The sequence below is a fragment of the uncultured Aquimarina sp. genome (genome assembly GCF_947492115.1).
In the GTDB taxonomy this organism is placed as follows: Bacteria; Bacteroidota; Bacteroidia; order Flavobacteriales; family Flavobacteriaceae; genus Aquimarina.
The window spans coordinates 301565-324466 of record NZ_CANLMM010000006.1; the positions used below are offsets into that span (position 1 = coordinate 301565).

Here is a 22902-nt window from a genome sequence, read left to right on the forward strand (position 1 = left end):
TGATACTCGTTATAGTTCTTATTTTGATTAACGAATTATTTTTTGCTAAATATACTTAAAAAGCGAACTTATCTAACTGGAATTAGCTTTTCATTATACCTTTTATCTTTAGATATTGTAAAAGCATTACTGTTCTTGCATCTTTGATCTCGCCTAAGGCTATCATACCAAATGCTTTTTCGAACTCGATCTCTAAAACATCTATATATTCTTGTTCTTCTGATAAACCTCCACCATTATTTACCTTTTGATTATCATCATACTCAGCAATAAACAAATGGGCGATTTCTGTCATTACCGCTGGAGAAGCGTATACTTCAAATGCTTTTTCAAGTGTCTCAATAATAAATCCTGTTTCTTCCTCCGCTTCTTTTTTAGCACATACTTCTGGAGTATCACCATCCAAAGATCCGGCACATACTTCTATACTCATACCCGATGAACTCCCATTCAAAAGGGTTGGCAATCTAAATTGTTGAGTTAATACAACTGTATTTTTAGATCGGTTATATAATAAAACAGAAGCTCCATCTCCATGATCATATACCTCCCTTAAATGTTCTTCGACAATATCATCTTCTGTATGCTGATAGTTGAAGGTATATTCTTTTAGTAAGAAAGTTTTATCTGATAAAGTTGTGCTTTGGATATTACTAATATGTGCTTTCATTAATTTGAAAAAGTTTTACTTTAATGGAAATGAATTAAATAAAAAATCCTACTTCACAAGAAGTAGGATCTATAGTATGAAATTTCCATTTCTGGAATTATGCTAACATCGTTACTGGATTTTCCAGATATTGTTTCAAGGTTTGTAAGAACTGTGCTCCTGTAGCTCCATCAACAGTTCTATGATCGCAAGCTAACGTTAATTTCATCGTATTACCTACAACAATCTGACCATCTTTAACAACTGGTTTCTCTACAATAGTACCTACAGATAATATCGCAGAATTAGGCTGATTAATGATCGAAGTAAATTCTTGAATACCGAACATACCTAAATTAGAAACTGTGAATGTACTTCCACTCATTTCCTGAGGAGTTAATTTTTTATTTCTTGCTTTACCAGCTAGATCTTTTACATTCGCTCCAATTTGTGTAAGTGACATTTGATCTGTAAATGGCAATACTGGCACTACTAATCCATCAGGTACCGCAACAGCAACTCCGATACTAATATGTTTTGCATACTTGGTAACATCATCAGACCATTGTGTATTTACTTGTGGATGTTTTCTAAGCGCCATAGCACATGCCTTTACAACCATATCATTAAATGACACTTTTGTATCTGGTAATCCGTTAATATATTTCCTAGAAGCCATTGCATTCTCCATATCTACCTCTATAGTTAGATAATAGTGAGGTGCATTGAACTTTGAAGCAGAAAGTCCTCTAGCAATTGCTTTACGCATCTGAGAATTTTTCACTTCCTCAAAACTTTCTTCTCCAGCAGGTACATATGGTTGTACTGTTGGTGTGGAAGTTGTTTCTTTAACACTGTCAGTACTTGTCGGTGCAGCAGCAGGAGTAAATGATTCTATATCTTTCTTAACTATTCTTCCATTCTCTCCTGTACCTTTTACCTGAGATAAATCAATTCCTTTATCTGCAGCAATCTTTTTAGCTAAAGGAGAAGCAAATATTCTTCCTCCAGATGATGTATTATTTGTAGAAGCGGCGACTGGCTCTTCTTTTTTAGGAGCTGGTGCGTCTTCAGCTTTTGTTGGAGCTGAAGCTTTTGTGACACCTCCATCCTTAATACCTGACACATCAGTTCCTGCAGGCCCTATAATGGCTAATAAAGCATCCACAGGTGCTGTTTGTCCTTCTTCTATACCAATATGCAGTAAGGTACCATTGTAGAAGGATTCAAATTCCATAGTAGCTTTATCAGTTTCTATCTCTGCTAGAATATCTCCTTCTTCGACAGTTTCTCCAACTTTTTTAAGCCAAGAAGCCACTGTTCCTTCTTCCATAGTATCACTAAGTCTTGGCATGGTAATTACCTCTACTCCTTCAGGAATTTCAGCAGATGCCTCGCTACTAGTATTTGTTTCTTCTACCTTTTCTTCTTTTGGCTCATCAGATGAGGAAGAAGGTGTACTTCCGTTTAATAATCCTGAAATATCTTCTCCTTCATCTCCTATAATCGCCAATAGTTTATCAACAGGAGCTGTTTCTCCTTCTTCTATCCCAATATGAAGTAAAATCCCATCATAAAAGGATTCAAACTCCATTGTTGCTTTATCAGTTTCAATTTCTGCAAGAATATCTCCTTCGCTAATCTTGTCTCCTTTTTTAACAAGCCACTTCGCAACCACTCCTTCTTCCATGGTATCGCTCAATCGCGGCATATTAATTACTGTAGCCATAATTTATTGTGGTTTGTGTGATAAAAACGGATAATTTTCTTGTTCGTAAACAACATCATACATAAGGTTTTTTTCAGGGAATGCTGATTCTTCTGCAAACTTTTGACATTCTGCTACCTTATCTTTTACAGCTTTATCAATTGCTGCTATTTCATCATCCGTTGCATATTTCTTTTCTTTGATAACATCCAATACCTGAGTAATTGGATCTATTTTTTGATATTCTGCAACCTCATCTTTTGTACGATACTTTTGGGCATCACTCATAGAATGTCCTCTATAACGATACGTTTTTAGCTCTAAGAAAGTTGGTCCACCTCCTGTTCTTGCTCTTGTAATCGCTTCATCCATAGCTTCCGCTACTTTTACTGGATTCATAGCATCTACTGGTCCGCAAGGCATTTCATAACCTAATCCTAACTTCCAGATATCTGTATGATTTGCAGTTCTTTCAACAGAAGTTCCCATAGCATATCCGTTATTTTCCACACAGAATACTACAGGCAAATTCCAAAGCATTGCTAAATTGAACGTTTCGTGAAGTGATCCTTGTCTTGTTGCACCATCTCCCATAAATGTTAAAGTAACTGCATCTCTTTTATGGTATTTATCTGCGAATGCAAGTCCAGCACCTAAAGGTATTTGTCCTCCTACGATACCATGACCTCCATAAAATCTATGTTCTTTAGAAAAAATATGCATAGAACCACCCATTCCTTGTGAAGTTCCGGTTCCTTTTCCATATAATTCTGCCATTACACGTCTAGGATCTTCTCCCATTCCGATTGGCTGAACATGGTTACGGTATGCAGTAATCATTCTATCTTTAGTGAGATCCATTGCATGTAATGCTCCAGCTAAAATAGCTTCTTGACCATTATATAAATGTAAAAATCCTCTTACTTTTTGTTGGATATAAACTTGTGCTAATTTGTCTTCGAACTTTCTCCAGAAGAGCATATCTTCGTACCACTTCAGGTAAACTTCTTTGGTTACTTTTTTCATCTAAAATGTAATGATATTTCAAAATTAAGTCAGTTTCACAACTGACCTCTCTAACAATTACAGAATTTTTCTGCTAATTTTTCAATTAAGCGAAAAACAAAAATAAGATATTCATTACTAAGGAGAAAGCAGTTTTTGGATAAAAATCTACGAAAACGTTATAAATACGAATTATCAAAAATAAGAGGCAATAAATTAGCTAAAGAGTAAGATTTTACTACTTTTCCTGTCTCTCCCATAAAATAAATCTCAATTGGCTTCTTTTGGTTCAATTCATATTCTGCTATTGCTTGCCTACAAGCTCCACAGGGTGGAGTCGGTATTACTAACTGATGTTTTAGGGATTTTGCCGAAAGTGCCATTCTTATAATCGGCACACCAGGAAAATTAGCTCCTGCAGCGTATATCGCCACTCTCTCAGCACATAAGCCTGAAGGATAACAGGCATTCTCTTGATTATTTCCTAACACAATCTCATCATTTTCTAATAGCAAAGCTGCGCCTACTAAGAATTCAGAATACGGAGCATATGCTTGATCTCTTATTTTAAAAGATTTTTCCATCAAACTCTGAACATCTAATGGTAATTCTTCGAAAGAGTCGAACACCTGTAGCGTTGATTTAATTTCTATTTCTTTCATATGCTTGCATTTTTGTAATTAAATATCAAAAAAATGATTACAAAATTGAGAATCCTTACTACCATCTTTTTGTCTCTTTTAAAAATATCGATATCGGAAATTATTGAATATATAATATTCTTAAAGGATTGCACAATGTACTATAAACAAAAAAAGTATCAAACATAAAGCCTGATACTTTTTCTTATATTATTTCTGAAATTTTTATCTGTCGTAAAAATCTTCTCCAAAATTGAATGAAAGACCAAAACGAAGTGTTCCTTCTAATGGACTCTGTACAGAAGAAGCGTTAAATAAATATGACACATCTAGATTCACTATGGTATACTTAAATCCAAGACCAAGAGACACAAATTTACGTGCTCCTTTTTCTTCAGCTTCGTTAAAGTATCCTCCTCTAAAAGAGAAAACATCTTTATAAACATACTCCGCTCCCAGAGACCATGTGAATTCTTGTAATTCTTCGCTAAAACCTCCATCAGCATCTCCCCATGAAGAGAATATTGCTCCAAAAGAACTGATACTTTGGTACTCCGCATTATCTTCTGCATCTATATCACCATCTCCATCAAAATCTTGTGGACTAGGAACTAATAGTTTAGCAAATTCTAAAGAAGGTGTAATCCTGTTATATTCATCTAATAGGAAATCAAATCCAGCACCTAATCTAAAGGTAGTTGGTATAAAGTTTTCCTGACCTGCATCATCATACTTGATTTTAGGTCCTATATTAGAAATATTTAATCCAGCTCTCCATCTACCATTAAAAGAATTATATGCTATCTCTTCACTACGGTAAAAAGCAGCTACATCAACTCCAAAACTTCCTGCAGCACTTGCATCGGCTCCCAAACCTTGCAATCTTAAATCTGATCTCAAATAACGACCAGCAATACCCATAGAAAATGTTGGACTTAATTGTAATGCATAAGAAACATCTAATGTTAATTCATTTGGTTTTTGAACATTTGGTTCATCATTAGGCCCTTGTCTAAATTCGATATCTCCCAAACTAAAATATCTAAAACTAGCTGCAACAGCACTTCTACCATCTTGCCCGAAACGGTTATAGTAATTTACACTCCCTAAAAAGATATCATCAACTAGATTACTCAGATAAGGGGTATAGTTAATACCAACTCCCTGTTGCTTACCAATAAACGCATACTTTGCAGGATTCCATTGTTGTGAAAATGCATCTGCTGAAGTTGCAACCCCTTGATCAGCTAGACCAGCTGCTCTAGCATCTGCTGCAATTAAAAGAAATGGCGTAGCTGTTGTTATAGCTCGATTCGGTTCTTCTTGTGCCTGTGTCTTGTAGTTGAATAGTGTAAAAAACACTAAGCCAAGGATTATGATTTTTCTCATGTGAAAATTAATTTAGACAAATATATAGTTATTTAGTTATTATAAGATGACGAGTTTTTCAAATTTCTCAACCCGCTGATTTGTTAACGTCGATTTTACAGATATCTTGTATACGTATACTCCTTTTCCTAATTTATCTCCAAAATCATCTCGCCCATCCCACTGGATGTCTTCTCGATAACTCGTTTTACCAGATAAGGTTTGATTATTGGTCCAAATTACTTTTCCAGAAACGGTAAACACCTGAACCTGAACCTCCAAAACATCATTTATAGCCCCAGAATGCTCAAACCAAAACTCGGTATGACTTACGAAAGGATTAGGGTAATTTAATACATTATTAAGTGCAAAACCTGATGCATCTGCTACAACAAATTGTATTTCTTGTGTAGAAGAATTGTTATAAACATCCCAACTTTTGAATGTGAGCGTATGTAAACCAGGTTCCAAATCTCTGAACTTGAAATTGACAATACCTCTAGTAAAATCATCCAATTCGGTTTCATAAAAATCATTTAAAATAAAAGGATTAGATTCATCTCCATCTAGTATTGCTGAAATATCATGACCAATTCCACTAGCTGTATTTATTCCATTTTCATCTTCTAATTTTGCAATTAATATGGGAGAGTCATTAGTTACACCACCAGAAACAAAACTTTCATCATTCATAAACAATTGAATTTGTGGCCCCACATTATCCTCAGGTGCATTTTCATTGAGTCCACCTACTAAGATGGTTTCGTCTGATCCTGTTTGATCCTCTAAAGCTCCATTTCTTGATGCATAAAAACTTATCCTTCCATTATCTACTGGTATACCTATGTCTCTAGGAACTATAAATTCAAAATCGAACAATCCATTTGTGATAGATGCTTTTCCTCTAAAAATAATTTCTCCAAGGGTTTCAAAGTCTAACTTAATGATTTCTCCCGAACTATTTCGTACACCATCATTGGCTAATGTAACTCTATCCACATCTTTATCATATATTGTGGTAGACAAAACACCATTATAATCAGACAATAAAGTACCTGATTCGCTGACCACTTCTCCAGAAATTTTCATCCTAGCTAAGGCTTCAAAAGTGTCTACTGTTCCCGTTACAGGAGCATCATTAATAGCAGTTAACCGAATATTTGGTTTAGGAATTGCCATTTTCATTGCAGGATCTCCAAAAAAGAACACTACTCGCCTACTATTGGTTGTATAGGTATTCTTTAATTGCCGAACTGCTTCTGCAATTGAAGGATATTCAGAACCATCAGGAAACAAAAATTCTGATAATCGGTCATTTACTGAAATACCAAATGTAACGATAACATCTCTGGTAGTACTAATTAAACCTACTGCTCCACCTTGTGTATTCCAATAGGTAAGCTCACCTGCAGAATCCCTACAAGGGTTATCGAATTTTGTAAATTCACAAGTAACCGTTATAAATATAGGAAGGCGATTTGTATTTGCTAAATCTACCGCATCGGACTTATTAAATATAAATTCTTTTGCTAGGCCATCTTCTCCACCATGACCAAAATAATCTATTGCCACAGCACCTGTTTCTATAGCGGTGGAGATTGCTTCATTTACTTTAGGATACCTACTCCCTGATGCTGAAGATTCTTGTTGAAAAGCATCGGCATATATTTTCGTTAGGTTTAGGTACGGTTTTCTTACTATTAAATCATCACCAAGCTCATCTAAGTTTCTCTGAATAGTTTCCTCCCAATCTTCATCAACATCATCTGCAATTAACAGAACAGAATTCCTCCATCTTCCATAAGATTGCTCACTATCATAGTTGATGATTTTAGTAACCATAGCATCTGCTAATTGTGGAGAATCTGCTAAAATTCGTCCTACTGCAACATCTAATTGATCACTAGAAATCATTCTTCCTTCTACAGGATCCATTGAACCAAAGAAATCATCGGTTGCGAAAGAACTTACCAAAGAAAAACTACTCAAACTTTCAAAGGTGGGTACAATATTACTGTCCGGACAATTTTCTCTAAGTAATATTCCTTTATAATCCACAGAAGCATCTCCAAAAAGACATACATATTTTAGTCGCTCATTTGGATCTGAAGCATTATCATAAATATATCTCACAAGATTCCTAATGGCGGAAATGTCTTGCTTACCACTTCCAAATTCGTGATAAATTTGGTCTAATGTAACTACTTTTACATTATAATTATTAAGATTGCGATGATGATCTGCTAAACGATTAGCAGATTGCACTAAATCATTATTTGCTACAATTAAATAATCAATATCTTCGAATTGACCTTGGCTATTTAAAAATATAGTTCCTTTAATATCCTGATTATTTACCCTACTGGTCTGGTCAGCTAATGGATTAAAATAATCTGTAGGAACAACTGATATATACTGCCTAGCCTCACCCATTGTAGCTTTAAAGCTAAGAGTGGCAGCATTATTATCATTTGAAATTCGACTAATCGCCTCAGGATTGGTAACATCCCATACCTGAGATATTGACGAAGCATTAGTTATATTATATTGACCTATACCGGTTAAAGTGGCCGCTTCCTCATAAACAAATGGCATCTGACTATTCGTTCCTGTAAGAGCTCTTTTAGCCTCCAGACTTATAAAATCAAGATATCCTATTGCTGAGGGATTACCATTATTATTATAGCTTAACCCAACTGTTATTCTATCTGATGATGATGTTATATCTTGAGTAATGTTTCTAGGAGAACCTAAAGTAGTTCCAGTGATCTGCGAAAAACTCAAAATTGCTTCTTGAGTGCCATTGACTGTTACATTCATACTAGAGGTTCTAGCCGATGTAGCCGCAGCGTAAACATTAAGTTCTATGGGTTCTGAAGTAATTAAATTAGGAAAGTCAAAATCATAGGTGCGATCACTTTGTATATCAAATCTATCACCAAACCATCTTCTACCTACTTTCACTATATTATATTCGTCTACTTCGTAAAACTGATAATCTGTAAACGAGTTTATCTGAGTAACTGCTGTTCCTGTTGGCTCTGTGTAATTAGAGATCCTTCTTCCGTTAGACCCATCCGCAGTTATGTAATAATAAGACTTATCAGCATATAAATTTAGGTTCGTAATATTTTCTTCGCTATAATATCCTTCAGTCCCTTCACCATAAAATAAAATGTAATCACTTCCAGAAAAAGTACCATCTTCCCCACCTACTACCTGAATAGCATTTTCTCTAAGATCGAACTCATTATTTTCTTCATTAAGCAATGGTAACATTCGACCTCCATTACCATAAATTTTTATGGTACTAGGATTAATAGCACTAACATTCATTCCTAAGCTAGCTAAGAACTCTGGAGTAATCCTAAAAACACCGGTTTTATCTACATAAAATCTAAACCAGTCTCCTGTAGCCAATACGGAATTAGTTATAGGAGCTCTCTTCGCAACTGCACTTGCGCTTCTTCCTATTTGATAAACCACATCAAATGAAATGATTTTCTTAAAGCTATTACCTGTTCTTATAATAGGAAAAACACTTAAAAAGCCTGCTTTTTTATTCCTGGCCGATGTAGACCTAATATTATAGCTTAACTTTCTTGGAATAAAATCAATATTCAAACCTTTTAACTCTTGTCTAGAAATACTTTTATATACTACGTTTTCTAGTCTTGCTGTCTGATCATTTATCGGAGAAGTTTCTTCCCATCTGGTCACAAATTGAACTCCTAAGCCATCCTGGTATTCAAAATTTTCTTCATCAAACCCAGGAACTGTAAATGAAATAGTAGAAGTGTTTATTTCTACATCTTTCCAGTTTATGTCTATGTGAATCGATTTCTGTGCCGAAATAAACGTAGAAATCAATAGCGCATATAAAATTGTAATTTTCTTCATCATAGCGTATAACGGGTTTGGCGCCGTTTTAGTGTCTCTAAAATTATTGTTTTTCTTCAAAAATAATAATAAAGACAAAAATATTACGTTTAACCAAAGTCAATCGTGAAAACATAAATTTTCAAAGATTTGATATTATTTTAAAAATATTAGGGTAAATTTAACGTTAATTATTATATTGCAAGCCCTAATTTCTACTTTAACGAACTTAAGATTATGAAAAACGCGTTAGTTTTTAAGTCTCTGATGGCCCTAACCATTAGTACCTTACTGTTTAGTTGTAACAAAACCGATTACGGCAGCAGTTCTAGAGCCACTGGCTGGAAATATAATTCCAAAGACGGCGGATTCCAGGTAAACACAAATTACAAAGAACAAGAAACAGGACCAGGATTAGTTTTTGTTGAAGGAGGTACCTTCACTATGGGACGAGTTCAGGATGATGTGATGCATGATTGGAATAATACTCCAACACAACAACACGTTCAATCCTTTTATATGGACGAAACAGAGGTAACCAATGTGATGTATTTGGAATACCTTGATTGGTTAAAAGGGGTTTATCCTCCTACAGAACCAAAATATAAAAATATTTATCACGGAGCACTTCCAGATACTTTAGTTTGGAGAAATCGATTAGGATTTAATGAAATGATGACGAACAACTATCTTCGTCACCCAGCATACGCTAACTATCCAGTAGTAGGTGTTAACTGGATCCAAGCAGTGGAATTCAGTAAATGGAGAACAGACAGAGTTAATGAAAGAATTCTTGAAGAAGAAAGAGTAATTAAGGAAAATGCTCCTTTCGAAGATGTTTCTGCTGAGAGCACTTTTAATACTGACACATATCTAAATGCACCTTCACAAACTTACGGAGGTAATGACGAAGCTACCAGAGGAGGAAAGAAGTCAGAGCAATATGAAAAAAGAAATGATTCAACAGGATTATATATCCAGCGTAAAGATGGATTATTACTTCCAAAGTACAGACTACCAACAGAAGCAGAATGGGAATATGCTGCTCTAGGACTTGTAGAATTAAGAAGTTATAATATTTACAGAGGTAGAAAAAAATACCCATGGGATGGGCAATATACACGTTCTGGAAAAAGAAGAACTCGTGGAGACCAATTAGCTAACTTTAAGCAAGGTGATGGTGACTACGGTGGAATCGCTGGATGGAGTGATGATGGTGCAGATATTACAGCTCCAGTAGCTTCTTACGATCCTAATGACTATGGTCTTTATGACATGGCAGGAAACGTTGCAGAATGGGTAGCAGATGTCTACAGACCAATCGTAGACGATGAGTATAACGATTTCAACTACTACAGAGGAAATGTATACACTAAAAATGCAATCAATCCTGACGGAACAGTAAAAATTGTTACTACAGATTCTATTATATACGATACTTTAAGTAATGGAAAAATCGTAGCAAGAGTTTTACCTGGAGGAATATTACAAACTCCAGTTGATGAGAATGAAACGTATTTAAGAACTAACTTTACACAAAGTGACAACCGTAACTTTAGAGACGGTGACAAAAGTTCTTCAAGATATTACGAAGGTTTCCAAGATGAAAACATTCCTAATAGAAGAATGTACAACTCTCCTATCCATAGTGTGGAACCAAGTGCAGCAGACAGTACTAAGCTAGATAGAAGATATGATGAATCTAGTAAGAGGACTACTATTGTAAGTGAAGAGGTAAGAGTTTACAAAGGAGGTTCTTGGAAGGATAGAGCATATTGGTTAGACCCTGCTCAGAGAAGATTCTTCCCACAAGATATGGCTACGGATTATATTGGATTCCGAAATGCAATGTCTCGTGTAGGTGAAAAAGCAAAAAGCAAGAAAACACCTAAGCACAGAAAGCCTAGATAAAACTTTAAGAAAAGTTCGTTAAAATATATAAAGCCCTGACATTTGTTCAGGGCTTTTTAATACAATTACATTATTCATAATATGAACATCTCTAACATACATCAATTATTTCTCGAAAGTAGCGGCATTTGCACAGATACCAGAAAAATTGCGAAAAACAATCTTTTTTTCGCCTTAAAAGGAGCAAACTTTAACGGTAATGAATATGCAGAAGAAGCCATTAAACAAGGAGCATCTTATGCCATAATTGATGATAAACAATATCATACTTCAGACCAATTTATAGTAGTTAATGATGTACTAGATACATTGCAGCATTTAGCAACTTATCACAGAAACTATCTTGCCATTCCGATAATTGCACTTACCGGAAGTAACGGAAAAACAACTACTAAAGAATTGATCAATTGCGTTCTCTCTGCACAATTTAATACCACAGCGACCAGCGGCAACTTAAACAACCACATTGGCGTTCCCTTAACCTTATTATCTATGGATAAGAACACCGAAATTGGAATTGTAGAAATGGGAGCAAATCACTTAAGAGAGATAGCGTTTTTATGCAATATAGCACAGCCAGACTTTGGATACATAACCAATATAGGAAAAGCTCATCTCGAAGGATTCGGAGGAATAGAAGGAGTCTTAAAAGGAAAAACCGAACTTTATCAACATCTACGAGAAAAAGACAAACTCGTTTTTTTGAATTCAGAAGACCCTAAGCTTCTAAAAGCATCAAGCGGTATGAACACCTACACTTTTTCTCAACAAGGCAGTAGTAACGCTAGTATACAATTACAGAACGCAGATCCCATGGTTAGCGTCGCCTATAAAAATCTAGAAATCCAAAGTAACCTAATCGGAGTTTACAATTTTACCAATATTGCAGCTGCAATAGCAATCGGTTCTTACTTTAAAGTAGACGAGAAATTAATCAAGAAAGCTATAGAATCTTACATTCCATCGAATAATAGATCTCAAATCATTGCTAAAAATGACTTTACCATTATCATGGACGCTTATAACGCAAACCCTTCGAGCATGAATGCTGCAATTGATAATTTAAAACAATTAGAAAGCTATCCGAAAACAGTATTTCTTGGAGACATGTTCGAACTTGGAAAAACAGCAGAAGAGGAGCATCAAAAAATAGCAGACAAGGCGTCATCCACATCTTTTGATGTTATATTTCTAATTGGTGAAAATTTCTATCAAGCATCTACGACAGATCCTAGGGTTAAAAAATATCGATCTTTTGAAGATTTACAACAAAACGAAACATTTGAAAAATTGCAAGGTACTGTTCTAATCAAAGGATCTCGTGGAATGAAATTAGAACGTGTTTTGGATATTCTAAACTAAGGCGCTACCTAATCTTAAGCTGTAGCTATATAATTCTCTAGGTTATTAAGAGATTCTTTTATTGATTTTTGAAAACTTCGTTTCATTATAAAATACAGGATCATCTTTTTAAAAATTGAGTTCGCTTTAGGATACAATTCTATTATGATTTCACACGAACTTTGAGACACAGGAATGATAGTATAAAATTGATACATCCCATCAATAATAGGAATATCGGTTGTATATTCTCCATAAATTAATTTACCAGTATCTACAGGTTTTGTCACCGTAGTAAAATTGAGTCGTTTTCCATCAATCACACAAACATGCTCCGTTCCTAAACGAGTAACTTCATCTGGATTGTACTCGAACTCATCAACACCTTTAACCCAATGATGACGATAACTGTAATTTGTAATATATTCCAACAAACCCTCTGCGGAAGTTTTATATTTTTTTTGGATTGTTAAGAAAGGGGCTTTATCAAAATGTACTTCATAAGGAGTTTCATAAGAAGTAAGTTTAAGATATTGTTTATCAATCTCATAATACAAATAATCAATCTTCTTACCGTCATATTCATTTTCTCCTTTCGAAAAATTAAATAATTGACTTTTATAGTCATCCGAAAGCCCTATTTGATACGACAAATCTCTACTTAAAAGAACATAATTATCACTAGGAATAGAATTCTTTAATAACCTATGCGCTTCTATCACAACTTGACCAAATGGTTTTCTTTTATTCTGAACAGTAATAAATTGCAAATCTCCACAATGCGCAATAATTTTAAGCTGAAGATTTGGTGCTGTAGCACAGGCATTACAAGGACAAATACGATTATTCTCCAACAACTTGAGATGACTATAAAAAGCAGTAAACATAGTTTCAATCTGTGCTAATAGCTTTTCTTGGGAAGGCACTTCTCCTTCTTTATAAAAAAACAAAGCATCCCCTTCTACTTCTGCTAGTCTTAAATTTTGGGTATTAGCATTAATTAACACCTCTAACAACTCTGCTATTACATGCTGACTATGCTCTATTTCTGTAGTTTGGACAAATTGTGTATACCCAGAAATATCAGGGATAAATAGTAAAGATTTAGACATTTAGTACTTTTTTCTACAAACTAATTCTAAATCTAACGATTTATACTCAACACTAACTCTTTTTATAAATTATTTAAGGAAATAACTAACTAATCTTTATCCATCTTTAAGACTTGTTATCATGTGAATATAAATGCACATCTCTTTGAGGAAACGGAATAGATATCCCTTTATCCTCTAATCTTTTCTTAGCCTCTTCAATTGTATAAAAATGAACTTGCCAAAAATCATCATTAAGAGCCCAAAACCTTAGAGACAAGGTTACAGCACTATCTCCTAATTCGGTAACATAAATTTCTGGAGCAGGATCCTTAATCACCTTTTCCTGATTGTTGATAAGATCTAAAAGAATTTCTTTCGCTTCTTTAATATTACTTTCATAGGAAATACCAATTTCTATCTTTCCTCTTCTTCTTTCTTCTGCCGAATAATTGATAATGTTTCCATTAGATATCTTACCATTAGGTATGACAGCTAATTGATTTCCAAAAGTATTTACTTTTGTTGTAAATATCGAGATCTCCTTTACTGTACCAGATACACCTTGCGCTTCTATATAATCTCCAATCTTGAATGGCTTGAAAAACAGGATTAGAACTCCTCCAGCAAAATTTGAAAGAGATCCTTGTAACGCTAACCCTATTGCCAAACCAGCTGCACCCAAAATCGCTACAAGTGAAGATGTCTGAACTCCTAATTGAGTTACAACTAACACCACTAATAAAATTTTAAGACCTATATTAATTAAGTCGTATAAAAATCTCTCTAATGTTTCGTCATAGTCTTTTTGTTGAAAGAATTTACGCAGTGCTTTGCTAAAAATATTAATCACCCACACTCCTACAAAAAAAATAATGACAGCAGAGATCAAATCAGGTATAAAATTCCATAACCATTCTAAAAACTGATCCCAATTCTCTTTAGTAAGTCCAAATCTTTCCATATGATCTTTATATTTTATAATTTACTTAAAACACATGTTATTCTAGCTATAAACTTTATCTACACAGTTTTTATAAATAGAAACTACTTTTATAGGCAACTATTGTGTATAAAAAAATCCATTCATAAATGAATGGATTTTCTTGTGGGCAATGAGGGATTCGAACCCCCGACCCCCTCGGTGTAAACGAGGTGCTCTGAACCAACTGAGCTAATTGCCCTTATGTTTTTAACAACCCTTATTCGTGATTGCGGATGCAAATATAACACAGTTTTGCAGTCTACCAAAAGATTTTGAAAGAAAAATTAAATTATTTCTGAAACCACAAACGTACTACCTCCTACATATATCAAATCTTCATTCATAGCATTCTGTATAGCAGTATCATACGCCAATTGCACGGAATTATATGCTATTCCTTTTAATTTAAATTTTAACGCTTGCTCCTGTAATTTTTTTTCATTCAAACCTCTTTTAATATCAGGTTTTGCAAAATAATACGTAGCATGTTTCGGAAACAATGGTAAAATTTCATCTAAATTTTTATCAGAAACAACTCCTAATACGATATGTAATTTTTGATATTTTTCTTCGGATAACTGATCCATTACAATTTTCAACCCATCTTGATTATGAGCGGTGTCACACACTACTTTGGGTGAACTTTTTAATATTTGCCATCTGCCAAGCAAACTTGTATTTCTTACTACATTAGCTAATCCAGATTTAATAGCTTCTTCTTGTACGCTCCATCCTCTATCTTTTAAAATAGATATCGTTTGCAACGCAGTTTTTATATTTTCTTGTTGATAATTTCCTTTTAAGTCACTTTCATAAACAGGTCCTGCATAGTTGTATGCATATAAAATATCACTCTTGCGTTCATTAGCAATTTCTGAAAACACTTTTTTAGTTTCTGGTGTAGTTCTACCTACAACAACTGGAACATCTTCTTTAATAACCCCAGCTTTCTCATAAGCTATTTTAGCAAGAGTATCTCCTAAGAACTGGGTATGATCCAAGCCTATATTTGTAATAACAGAAACTTCTGGCATTATAATATTAGTAGAATCCAGTCTACCTCCTAAACCTACTTCTATAATCGCCACATCAACTTTCTGATCTGAAAAATATTGAAAGGCTAAACCGACTGTCATTTCGAAAAAGGATAATTGATTTTTTTCTAAATAAGATTTATGCTTAGCAATAAAATCCACTACATAATTTTCATCAATCACAATACCATTTATTCGAATACGCTCTCTAAAATCTTTTAGATGTGGAGAAGTGTACAAACCTACCTTATAGCCTGATTCTTGTAACACTGAAGCCAACATATGACTCGTAGACCCTTTTCCATTGGTACCTGCAACATGAACACTCTTAAACTTATTTTCTGGGTTATCTAGATGAGCTGCTAACTTAATAATATTAGTTAGATCTATTTTGTATGCACTTGCCCCTTGACGTTGATACATGGGTAATTGCGCAAACATCCATTCTGTAGTCTCTTTATAGTTGATGATTCTATACTTTAGATTTAATATCTGCTATTTAAAAAAAATGAATATCTGGAAACACTAATTATTCTCCTAAACCAAAGGTAACTTCTACAAAACCTATTTGTTTTGCAGGAGCTTTAGGGTCTGCTTTCCATTTAAAAGTAAGCGCAGTCTTCTTTGCAGGATCCAAAAGACATTGTGCACTATTGGTAGTTCCTTTAACACCAGGAATTGCCTGTATAACACGTCCTTGTCTATTTACTACAATTTTAACTACTACTCTACCAGCTTCATTACATTTCTGAACAACTTTAGAATTCGTAGGACGTCCACGTCCATTAAGACCGTATCCTACACCTCCTGTTCCGCCTGGACCAGGTTGCCCATAATAACTAGTAGCATAAGGATTTCCGTTAGGATTCCCCTTATCTCCAGGTTTCCCATCATCTCCTTCTCCCCCTTTAGCTTTACCATCACTCTTAGGACCATTGGCAAAGCTATCTAGGATGTCTAAAGTAGATTTATCAGGTTTAGGATCCGGTTTCTTTTCTTCAACCTTCTCCACTGGCTTTTTTACAGGCTTATCTATTGGTTTTTCTTCTGAAGGTTTGTCTTTTGGTTTCTCCTTAGGCTTTTCAACCTTCTTTTTAGGCTCTTTTTTAGGTTTTTCCTCTACCACTGGAGCATCATCAACATCTTGGGTAACGACTTCTTCTGTAATCTCAGGTGTTTCAGGCTCTGGTTCAGATGGATCGACTGGTGTAGATTCCGGAGTGGTTTGTTTAGGAGAAGACTTAATTGCCTCTGTTGGCTGTACTTTACCCGAACCAGTTAATGTAGTTCCAAAATTAACCGCAATACCTCCTTCAGGATCAGGATCGATATTACTTAATCCTAAATAAAACAACAGCAGTATAATTAACACGTGTAATATCGTGGTAATAACAAAAGATTTCTTTTTATGTTTAGTATCTAATTTCAGCATTAAAACTATTCTGGTTTTACCGCCAGGATTACTTTAAATTTATTTCGATTTGCTATATCCATAACACCTACTGCTTTCTCGATAGGCACTCCTTCTTCTGCTCTTAGTATTATGGTAGGTTCGTTTTGTCCTGCAAGCTTTGATTTCAATGTAGATTCTAACCTCGTTTGACTTACTCTTTCACTATCTACGTAGTATTGCAACTTATTTGTTATGCTAACAGATATATTCTGAACATTAGAACTTTTTCCTTTTGCCTTTGGTAATATCAGATCTAATGCCTCTGGAGTAATTGTCGGGGATGTTAAAAGAAAAAACACTAACAACAAAAACACTATATCCGTCATTGAGGACATACTAAATTCTGGGCTTACCTTATTTCTTCCTCGCAAATTCATATTATGCAGGTTCGTTAAGTAAATCAAGGAAATCTACCGTAGTTGCTTCCATTTGATGAATAACCTTATCGGTTCTAACCACCAAATGGTTATATCCAATATATGCAACAATACCAACTACCAATCCTGCAACCGTTGTTGTCATAGCTGTATAAATACCCTCTGCTAATGATCCCATATCAGCACTCCCAGAGCTTGAAGCCAAATTATGGAATGCTAAGATCATACCAATTACGGTACCTAGAAACCCAATCATTGGTGCTGCTCCTGCCACAGTAGCAAGTATACTTACATTCTTCTCTAATTTATAAACTTCTAAACGACCAGCGTTTTCTATTGCCTTATTAATATCCTCAAGGGGGTTTCCTATTCTAGAAATCCCTTTTTCCGTTAATCTTGAAACTGGGTTATTTGTTTGTGCACATAAAATTTTCGCAGCTTCAATTTTACCGCTAGCTACATTATCCCTTATCTGATGCATAAAACTTTCATCATATTTTGAAGCCGCCTTGATGGCAAATATCCTTTCAAAATATATATAAACCGCAACAAACAAAAGCACAAAGAGAATGGCTATAATAACTACTCCACCAGTTCCACCACTTAATAATAAGTCAATTATGGAAAGTGTTTTCTCTTCTGCTTCCGGATCAATTTCTTTGGTATTTTGGGCTAACATACCGAGCGTCAATAAATAGGTCATATGTCCTTCTGTTAATTTAGTGTTAGTATACTAACGTTAATTCTATAGGTTAAGTATATTGTTATTAAATCTTATAATACATAAATTATTCCTAATAATCCTACTCCACCTAATATTATCGTGTAAGGCAAAGCCATTTTTACCATTCTCCCATAAGACAAGCCAATTAGAGGAGCCAAGGAAGAGGTTAACAAGAATAAAAACGCTGCTTGACCATTAGGTGTTGCAACACTTGGTAAATTCGTTCCTGTATTTATGGCTATTGCTAATTTTTCGAACTGTTCTCTAGTGATTGCTCCATTATCAAAAGCTTGCTTAACTTCACCAATATATACTGTCGCTACAAACACATTATCACTGATCATTGATAATACTCCATTTGCCACATAAAACATAGAAGGCTGTTTTGCAGGATCTAATGACAATGCCCATTCGATAATTGGAGAGAATAGGTGTTGATCATGAATCATTGCTACAATAACAAAGAAAACTACTAGTAATCCTGTAAAAGGTAATGCTTCTTCGAACGCTTTTCCTAACTGATGTTCTTCTGTAATACCCATAAAAGCAGTTTGTACAATGATCAGCGCTAAACCAATAAACCCAACAGGTGCCAAATGCAATGCTAATCCAATAATTAGTAATATAGCCGACACACCTTGTACAATTAATCCATATTTTGATTTATCTGACCTGTTCGCATCTTCTTCATCGGTATAATTTTCAATAATTCTTCTGGCTACTTCTGGTAATTTTTCACCAAAGCCAAACCACCCTGTAGTTTCTAGCACCATTGTTGTTATGATTCCTGCAACTAGCACTGGCAATGAAATCGGAGCCATTTTTAAGAAAAACTCTATAAAATCCCATCCCATTCTTTCTCCGATTAGTAAGTTTTGAGGTTCTCCAACCAAAGTACAAACACCACCAAGTGCTGTACCCACAACACCATGCATCACTAAGCTTCTTAGAAAACTTCTAAACTGCTCTAAAGTTTCTCCACTCAAATCCTTTCTGTCCAAAGATCCATCTTTATCAAAATCAGACTCTGGCATCGAATGAATTTTATGATACACACCATAAAAACCTACCGCTACACTAATCAGAACTGCCGTAACTGTTAGTGCGTCTAGAAAAGCTGATAGTACCGCTGCTAGAAAAACAAATAGTACAGACAGTACCATTTTTGATTTAATCTTTGTAAACACTTTACTAAAAATATACATTAGTAAAGGCTTCATAAAATAAATCCCAGCTACCATAAAAACTAGTAATAATACTACTTCTAGGTTTTGATCTACCTCATGATAAGCATTTTTTGGAGTTGTAAGGTTTAACGCTAAAATTTCTATAGCTAAAAGTCCTCCAGATTGTAGAGGATAACATTTTAATGCCATAGCAAGTGTGAATATAAATTCAGCAATAAAAAGCCAAGCACAAACTGTTGGGTTTATAAAATAGACCGCGATATTGATAAGCAAAAAACCTATCATTACCATTTTGAACCATTTTGGACTATTACCTAAAAAATATTTTAACATGATATATTTAAATTATTTATGTGACGATTATACTAATTGTTTGAATGCTATTTCAAACGCTGTTCTACTAATATTTGTTTTAGAACTATTTTTATTAAAAATTTTCTGAATGGCATCTTTAATGGTTTTAGAAGTATCATTAAAAATCGCCTCATCTGTCATTAATACTCTTCTTTCCATGAAATAGGCAAAAACTCTTGCCATTCCACAATTAGAAATAAAATCTGGAATCAAACTTACTTGCTCATCTGTATATTCCATAATTGAGCCGAAAAATATTTCTTTATCAGCAAAAGGAACGTTAGCTCCACAAGAAATCACTTCTAAACCAGAATTGATCATTTGGGTAATCTGGTCTTTAGTAATCAATCTGGATGCTGCACAAGGAGCAAATATCTCCGTCTGTAAAGACCAAATTTTACTATTCAACTCCTCGAAAGGAATGAGTGTTTCGCTATATAGTTTATTTCCTTTCTTATTAAGGTATAATTCCTTGATTTCTTCAAAAGAAAATCCATCTTCTTTAATCAATCCTCCAGCATGATCAATAATACCCACTACTTTCGCTCCCATTTCCGAAAGGTAATACGCTGCAGCGGATCCAACATTACCAAAACCTTGCACTACAGCTCTTTTGCCTTCTACAGATCCACCATAGATATCATAATAATGTCGAACTGCTTCTGACACTCCGTATCCTGTAATCATATCGGCTACAGTATACTTTCTAGAAACATCTGGAGAAAACACTGTATTTTCTAATACTTTAATCACTCCTTGACGTAGTTGTCCTATTCTATTAATCTTATCGGCTTCTGTTGGTTGAAAATGTCCATTAAAAACACCTTCTTGAGGATGCCAAACACCACAATTTTCAGTAATGGGAATTACTTCATGAATTTCATCTACATTTAAATCCCCTCCAGTTCCATAATAACTTTTTAGTAATGGAGAAACCGCTTTATACCATCTTTCCAAAACTCCTTTTTTCCTTGGATCATTGGGATCAAAATTAATTCCTGACTTCGCACCTCCAATTTCAGGGCCTGATACGGTAAATTTAACTTCCATCGTTTTGGCTAGCGAAAGTACTTCATTCATATCTAATCCTAATCGCATTCTAGTACCACCACCAGCAGCACCTCCTCTTAAAGAGTTGATTACAGTCCAACCTTCTGCTTCAGTTTCAGAATCCCTCCAATTAAAAACAATTTCTGGGGCTTTATTCTCGTATTTTTTTAATAGTTCTTTCATTTTTTAATTTCAATTTATTAAACACACTTTTACTAACAGTCTCTGTTAAAAACCTAACTTCTATAATTAATAATCACTCCTAAAACGGAGTTAGTGCTGTCTCATAAAAAATCATTTAATAAATTGAATATATAATCACATCAAAGTGACTTCACAAATATAAAAAACTAAACAGGTCAAACCCTGAATTTAAAAAAATAATAACTCAAAAATATTTTCTATTGACAAATGAATAATAAAGCTTCAAAACAGCACTAAATTCAATAAAAATGGAATCAAAATTCAAACCTTTGAAAGAAAATATCAAAAAATTAAAAAAACATCAAAACTATCATATTATAGCTTATATTTGTAGAATTAATAAAAAAATCGAGGTTATCTCGATTTTTTTTCATCGAAATGTTGAATTTGCGTGTTATGCACGCACAGTAAATAAGGATCAAATATGGACTTTAAATTATCCGAAGAACAATTAATGATACGTGATGCTGCTCGTGATTTTGCGAAAGCAGAACTTTTACCAGGAGTAATAGAAAGAGATAATAAACAAGAATTCCCTACAGAACAAGTAAAAAAAATGGGAGAACTTGGATTTTTAGGAATGATGGCATCTCCGGAATACGGTGGTGGAGGAATGGATACTTTATCCTATGTTCTTGTTATGGAAGAGTTATCCAAAATCGATGCATCATCTTCTGTAATCGTATCCGTGAATAATTCTTTGGTATGTTGGGGACTTGATACTTATGGAACACCTGAACAGAAAGAAAAGTATTTAACCAAACTAACTACTGGAGAATCTATTGGAGCTTTTTGTTTATCAGAACCCGAAGCTGGTAGTGATGCAACATCCCAAAGAACTACTGCTATAGACATGGGTGATCATTATGTTCTTAATGGAACCAAAAACTGGATTACTAACGGTGGTACTTCAGATTATTATTTAGTAATAGCACAAACCGATAAGGAAAAGAAACATAGAGGAATCAATGCTTTTATTGTAGAAAAAGGATGGAAAGGATTCGAAATAGGACCTAAAGAAGATAAATTAGGAATTAGAGGTAGTGATACACACTCATTAATTTTTAACGATGTAAAAGTACCGAAAGAAAACCGTATCGGTGAAGATGGGTTCGGATTCAAGTTTGCGATGAAAACCTTAGCTGGAGGTCGTATCGGTATCGCAGCCCAAGCATTAGGAATCGCGCAAGGAGCATATGAATTAGCCAAAGAATATGCTAAAGTGAGAAAAGCTTTTGGTACTGAGATTATGAATCACCAGGCAATCGCATTCAAATTAGCAGATATGCATGTACAGATAGAAGCTGCAAGAATGCTAGTATACAAAGCTGCTATGGACAAGGATAATCATGAAAATTATGATTTATCAGGTGCAATGGCAAAATTAGCTGCTTCTCAAGCTGCCATGGACGTAACTGTAGAAGCTGTACAAGTTCACGGAGGAAACGGGTTTGTGAAAGAATATCATGTAGAACGATTGATGAGGGATGCTAAAATCACTCAGATATATGAAGGAACTAGCGAAATACAAAAAATTGTAATTTCAAGAGCTATTCTTAGAGACTAATTAGTTAAATAATCTCTATTAAAAACCCCCAAATTGAAGTACCAATTTGGGGGTTTATTTTTAGCAAAAATAAATCCATAATATTTACCCTAGACCAATCTATTAACTATTCAATTAAACAAGCAAGGGTAATCCATTATAAATAGTGGTTATCAGTCTAGTTGTCCATCTAATGGCAGTGGCGCTACAGGTCAGAGTTGTAGTGTTGCTTCTCAATGTAGACTCATCCTTCCTAGTTTTCCAGCAGCGCGTATTCGTGGTTGTTGTCTGAGTGCTTTTTAATTCTTTGCTGCTATTAGCAGTAAAAGTTATGTATTCTATACAGCTTCAGTTTACTGCATAAAAAAACCCTTCATTGTCATAATGAAGGGTTT

Annotated in this window: 17 protein-coding genes and 1 tRNA gene; 3 read left to right on the forward strand and 15 right to left on the reverse strand. The window is 34.5% G+C overall.

Annotated features, from left to right (window positions below; all coding sequences use genetic code 11):
• Positions 1-82: 82 nt before the first annotated feature.
• From Q1A73_RS18815 to porU, 6 genes are all read right to left on the reverse strand, one after another.
• Complete coding sequence (locus Q1A73_RS18815; protein WP_299608661.1) at positions 83-670, reverse strand: NUDIX domain-containing protein; 588 nt, start codon at positions 668-670, stop codon at positions 83-85.
• A gap of 97 nt (positions 671-767) precedes the next feature.
• Complete coding sequence (locus tag Q1A73_RS18820; RefSeq protein WP_299608664.1) at positions 768-2378, reverse strand: pyruvate dehydrogenase complex dihydrolipoamide acetyltransferase; 1611 nt, start codon at positions 2376-2378, stop codon at positions 768-770.
• A gap of 3 nt (positions 2379-2381) precedes the next feature.
• Positions 2382-3383 (reverse strand): pyruvate dehydrogenase (acetyl-transferring) E1 component subunit alpha, encoded by a 1002-nt coding sequence (pdhA, locus tag Q1A73_RS18825; protein WP_299608667.1) that lies wholly within the window; start codon positions 3381-3383, stop codon positions 2382-2384.
• 158 nt (positions 3384-3541) lie between these two features.
• Positions 3542-4024 (reverse strand): cytidine deaminase, encoded by a 483-nt coding sequence (locus Q1A73_RS18830; protein ID WP_299608669.1) that lies wholly within the window; start codon positions 4022-4024, stop codon positions 3542-3544.
• A gap of 204 nt (positions 4025-4228) precedes the next feature.
• A complete protein-coding gene (gene porV, locus Q1A73_RS18835; RefSeq protein WP_299608672.1) occupies positions 4229-5392 on the reverse strand; it encodes a type IX secretion system outer membrane channel protein PorV in 1164 nt (387 codons plus the stop codon).
• Positions 5393-5431: 39 nt separating this feature from the next.
• Entirely contained in the window at positions 5432-9349 is a 3918-nt protein-coding gene (porU, locus tag Q1A73_RS18840; RefSeq protein ID WP_366141473.1) for a type IX secretion system sortase PorU, read from the reverse strand.
• 138 nt (positions 9350-9487) lie between these two features.
• On the opposite strand from porU, the gene gldJ reads away from it, so the two are divergent.
• On the forward strand, positions 9488-11161 hold the full coding sequence (gene gldJ, locus Q1A73_RS18845; RefSeq protein ID WP_299608675.1) for a gliding motility lipoprotein GldJ: 1674 nt from the start codon (positions 9488-9490) through the stop codon (positions 11159-11161).
• Positions 11162-11242: 81 nt separating this feature from the next.
• Positions 11243-12523: a UDP-N-acetylmuramoyl-tripeptide--D-alanyl-D-alanine ligase gene (murF, locus tag Q1A73_RS18850; protein WP_299608678.1), complete on the forward strand. Its 1281-nt coding sequence runs from the start codon at positions 11243-11245 to the stop codon at positions 12521-12523.
• 14 nt (positions 12524-12537) lie between these two features.
• Here the strand turns inward: murF and Q1A73_RS18855 are convergent, their stop codons facing one another.
• The 9 genes from Q1A73_RS18855 to Q1A73_RS18895 all read right to left on the reverse strand — a co-directional run bounded on the left by Q1A73_RS18855 (position 12538) and on the right by Q1A73_RS18895 (position 20940).
• Entirely contained in the window at positions 12538-13614 is a 1077-nt protein-coding gene (locus tag Q1A73_RS18855) for a DUF2652 domain-containing protein (RefSeq protein ID WP_299608680.1), read from the reverse strand.
• A 106-nt stretch (positions 13615-13720) separates the two neighbouring features.
• Complete coding sequence (locus tag Q1A73_RS18860; protein ID WP_299608683.1) at positions 13721-14557, reverse strand: mechanosensitive ion channel domain-containing protein; 837 nt, start codon at positions 14555-14557, stop codon at positions 13721-13723.
• 145 nt (positions 14558-14702) lie between these two features.
• Positions 14703-14777 (reverse strand) — tRNA-Val (locus Q1A73_RS18865).
• A gap of 85 nt (positions 14778-14862) precedes the next feature.
• Complete coding sequence (locus Q1A73_RS18870; RefSeq protein ID WP_299608706.1) at positions 14863-16080, reverse strand: folylpolyglutamate synthase/dihydrofolate synthase family protein; 1218 nt, start codon at positions 16078-16080, stop codon at positions 14863-14865.
• 61 nt (positions 16081-16141) lie between these two features.
• Positions 16142-17044: an energy transducer TonB gene (locus Q1A73_RS18875; protein WP_299608686.1), complete on the reverse strand. Its 903-nt coding sequence runs from the start codon at positions 17042-17044 to the stop codon at positions 16142-16144.
• A gap of 5 nt (positions 17045-17049) precedes the next feature.
• Positions 17050-17442, reverse strand: a complete 393-nt coding sequence (locus tag Q1A73_RS18880) for a biopolymer transporter ExbD (protein ID WP_299608688.1) — start codon at positions 17440-17442, stop codon at positions 17050-17052.
• A gap of 1 nt (position 17443) precedes the next feature.
• Positions 17444-18121 carry a MotA/TolQ/ExbB proton channel family protein gene (locus Q1A73_RS18885; protein ID WP_299608709.1) on the reverse strand — a complete coding sequence of 226 codons (678 nt, stop codon included), beginning with the start codon at positions 18119-18121 and terminating at the stop codon, positions 17444-17446.
• Positions 18122-18216: 95 nt separating this feature from the next.
• On the reverse strand, positions 18217-19686 hold the full coding sequence (gene nhaB / locus Q1A73_RS18890; protein ID WP_299608689.1) for a sodium/proton antiporter NhaB: 1470 nt from the start codon (positions 19684-19686) through the stop codon (positions 18217-18219).
• A gap of 27 nt (positions 19687-19713) precedes the next feature.
• The gene (locus Q1A73_RS18895) at positions 19714-20940 is read right to left on the reverse strand and encodes a Glu/Leu/Phe/Val dehydrogenase dimerization domain-containing protein (RefSeq protein ID WP_299608692.1); all 1227 of its coding nucleotides are present in this window, start codon (positions 20938-20940) and stop codon (positions 19714-19716) included.
• A gap of 445 nt (positions 20941-21385) precedes the next feature.
• On the opposite strand from Q1A73_RS18895, the gene Q1A73_RS18900 reads away from it, so the two are divergent.
• A complete protein-coding gene (locus tag Q1A73_RS18900) occupies positions 21386-22528 on the forward strand; it encodes an acyl-CoA dehydrogenase (protein ID WP_299608695.1) in 1143 nt (380 codons plus the stop codon).
• Positions 22529-22902 lie beyond the last annotated feature (374 nt).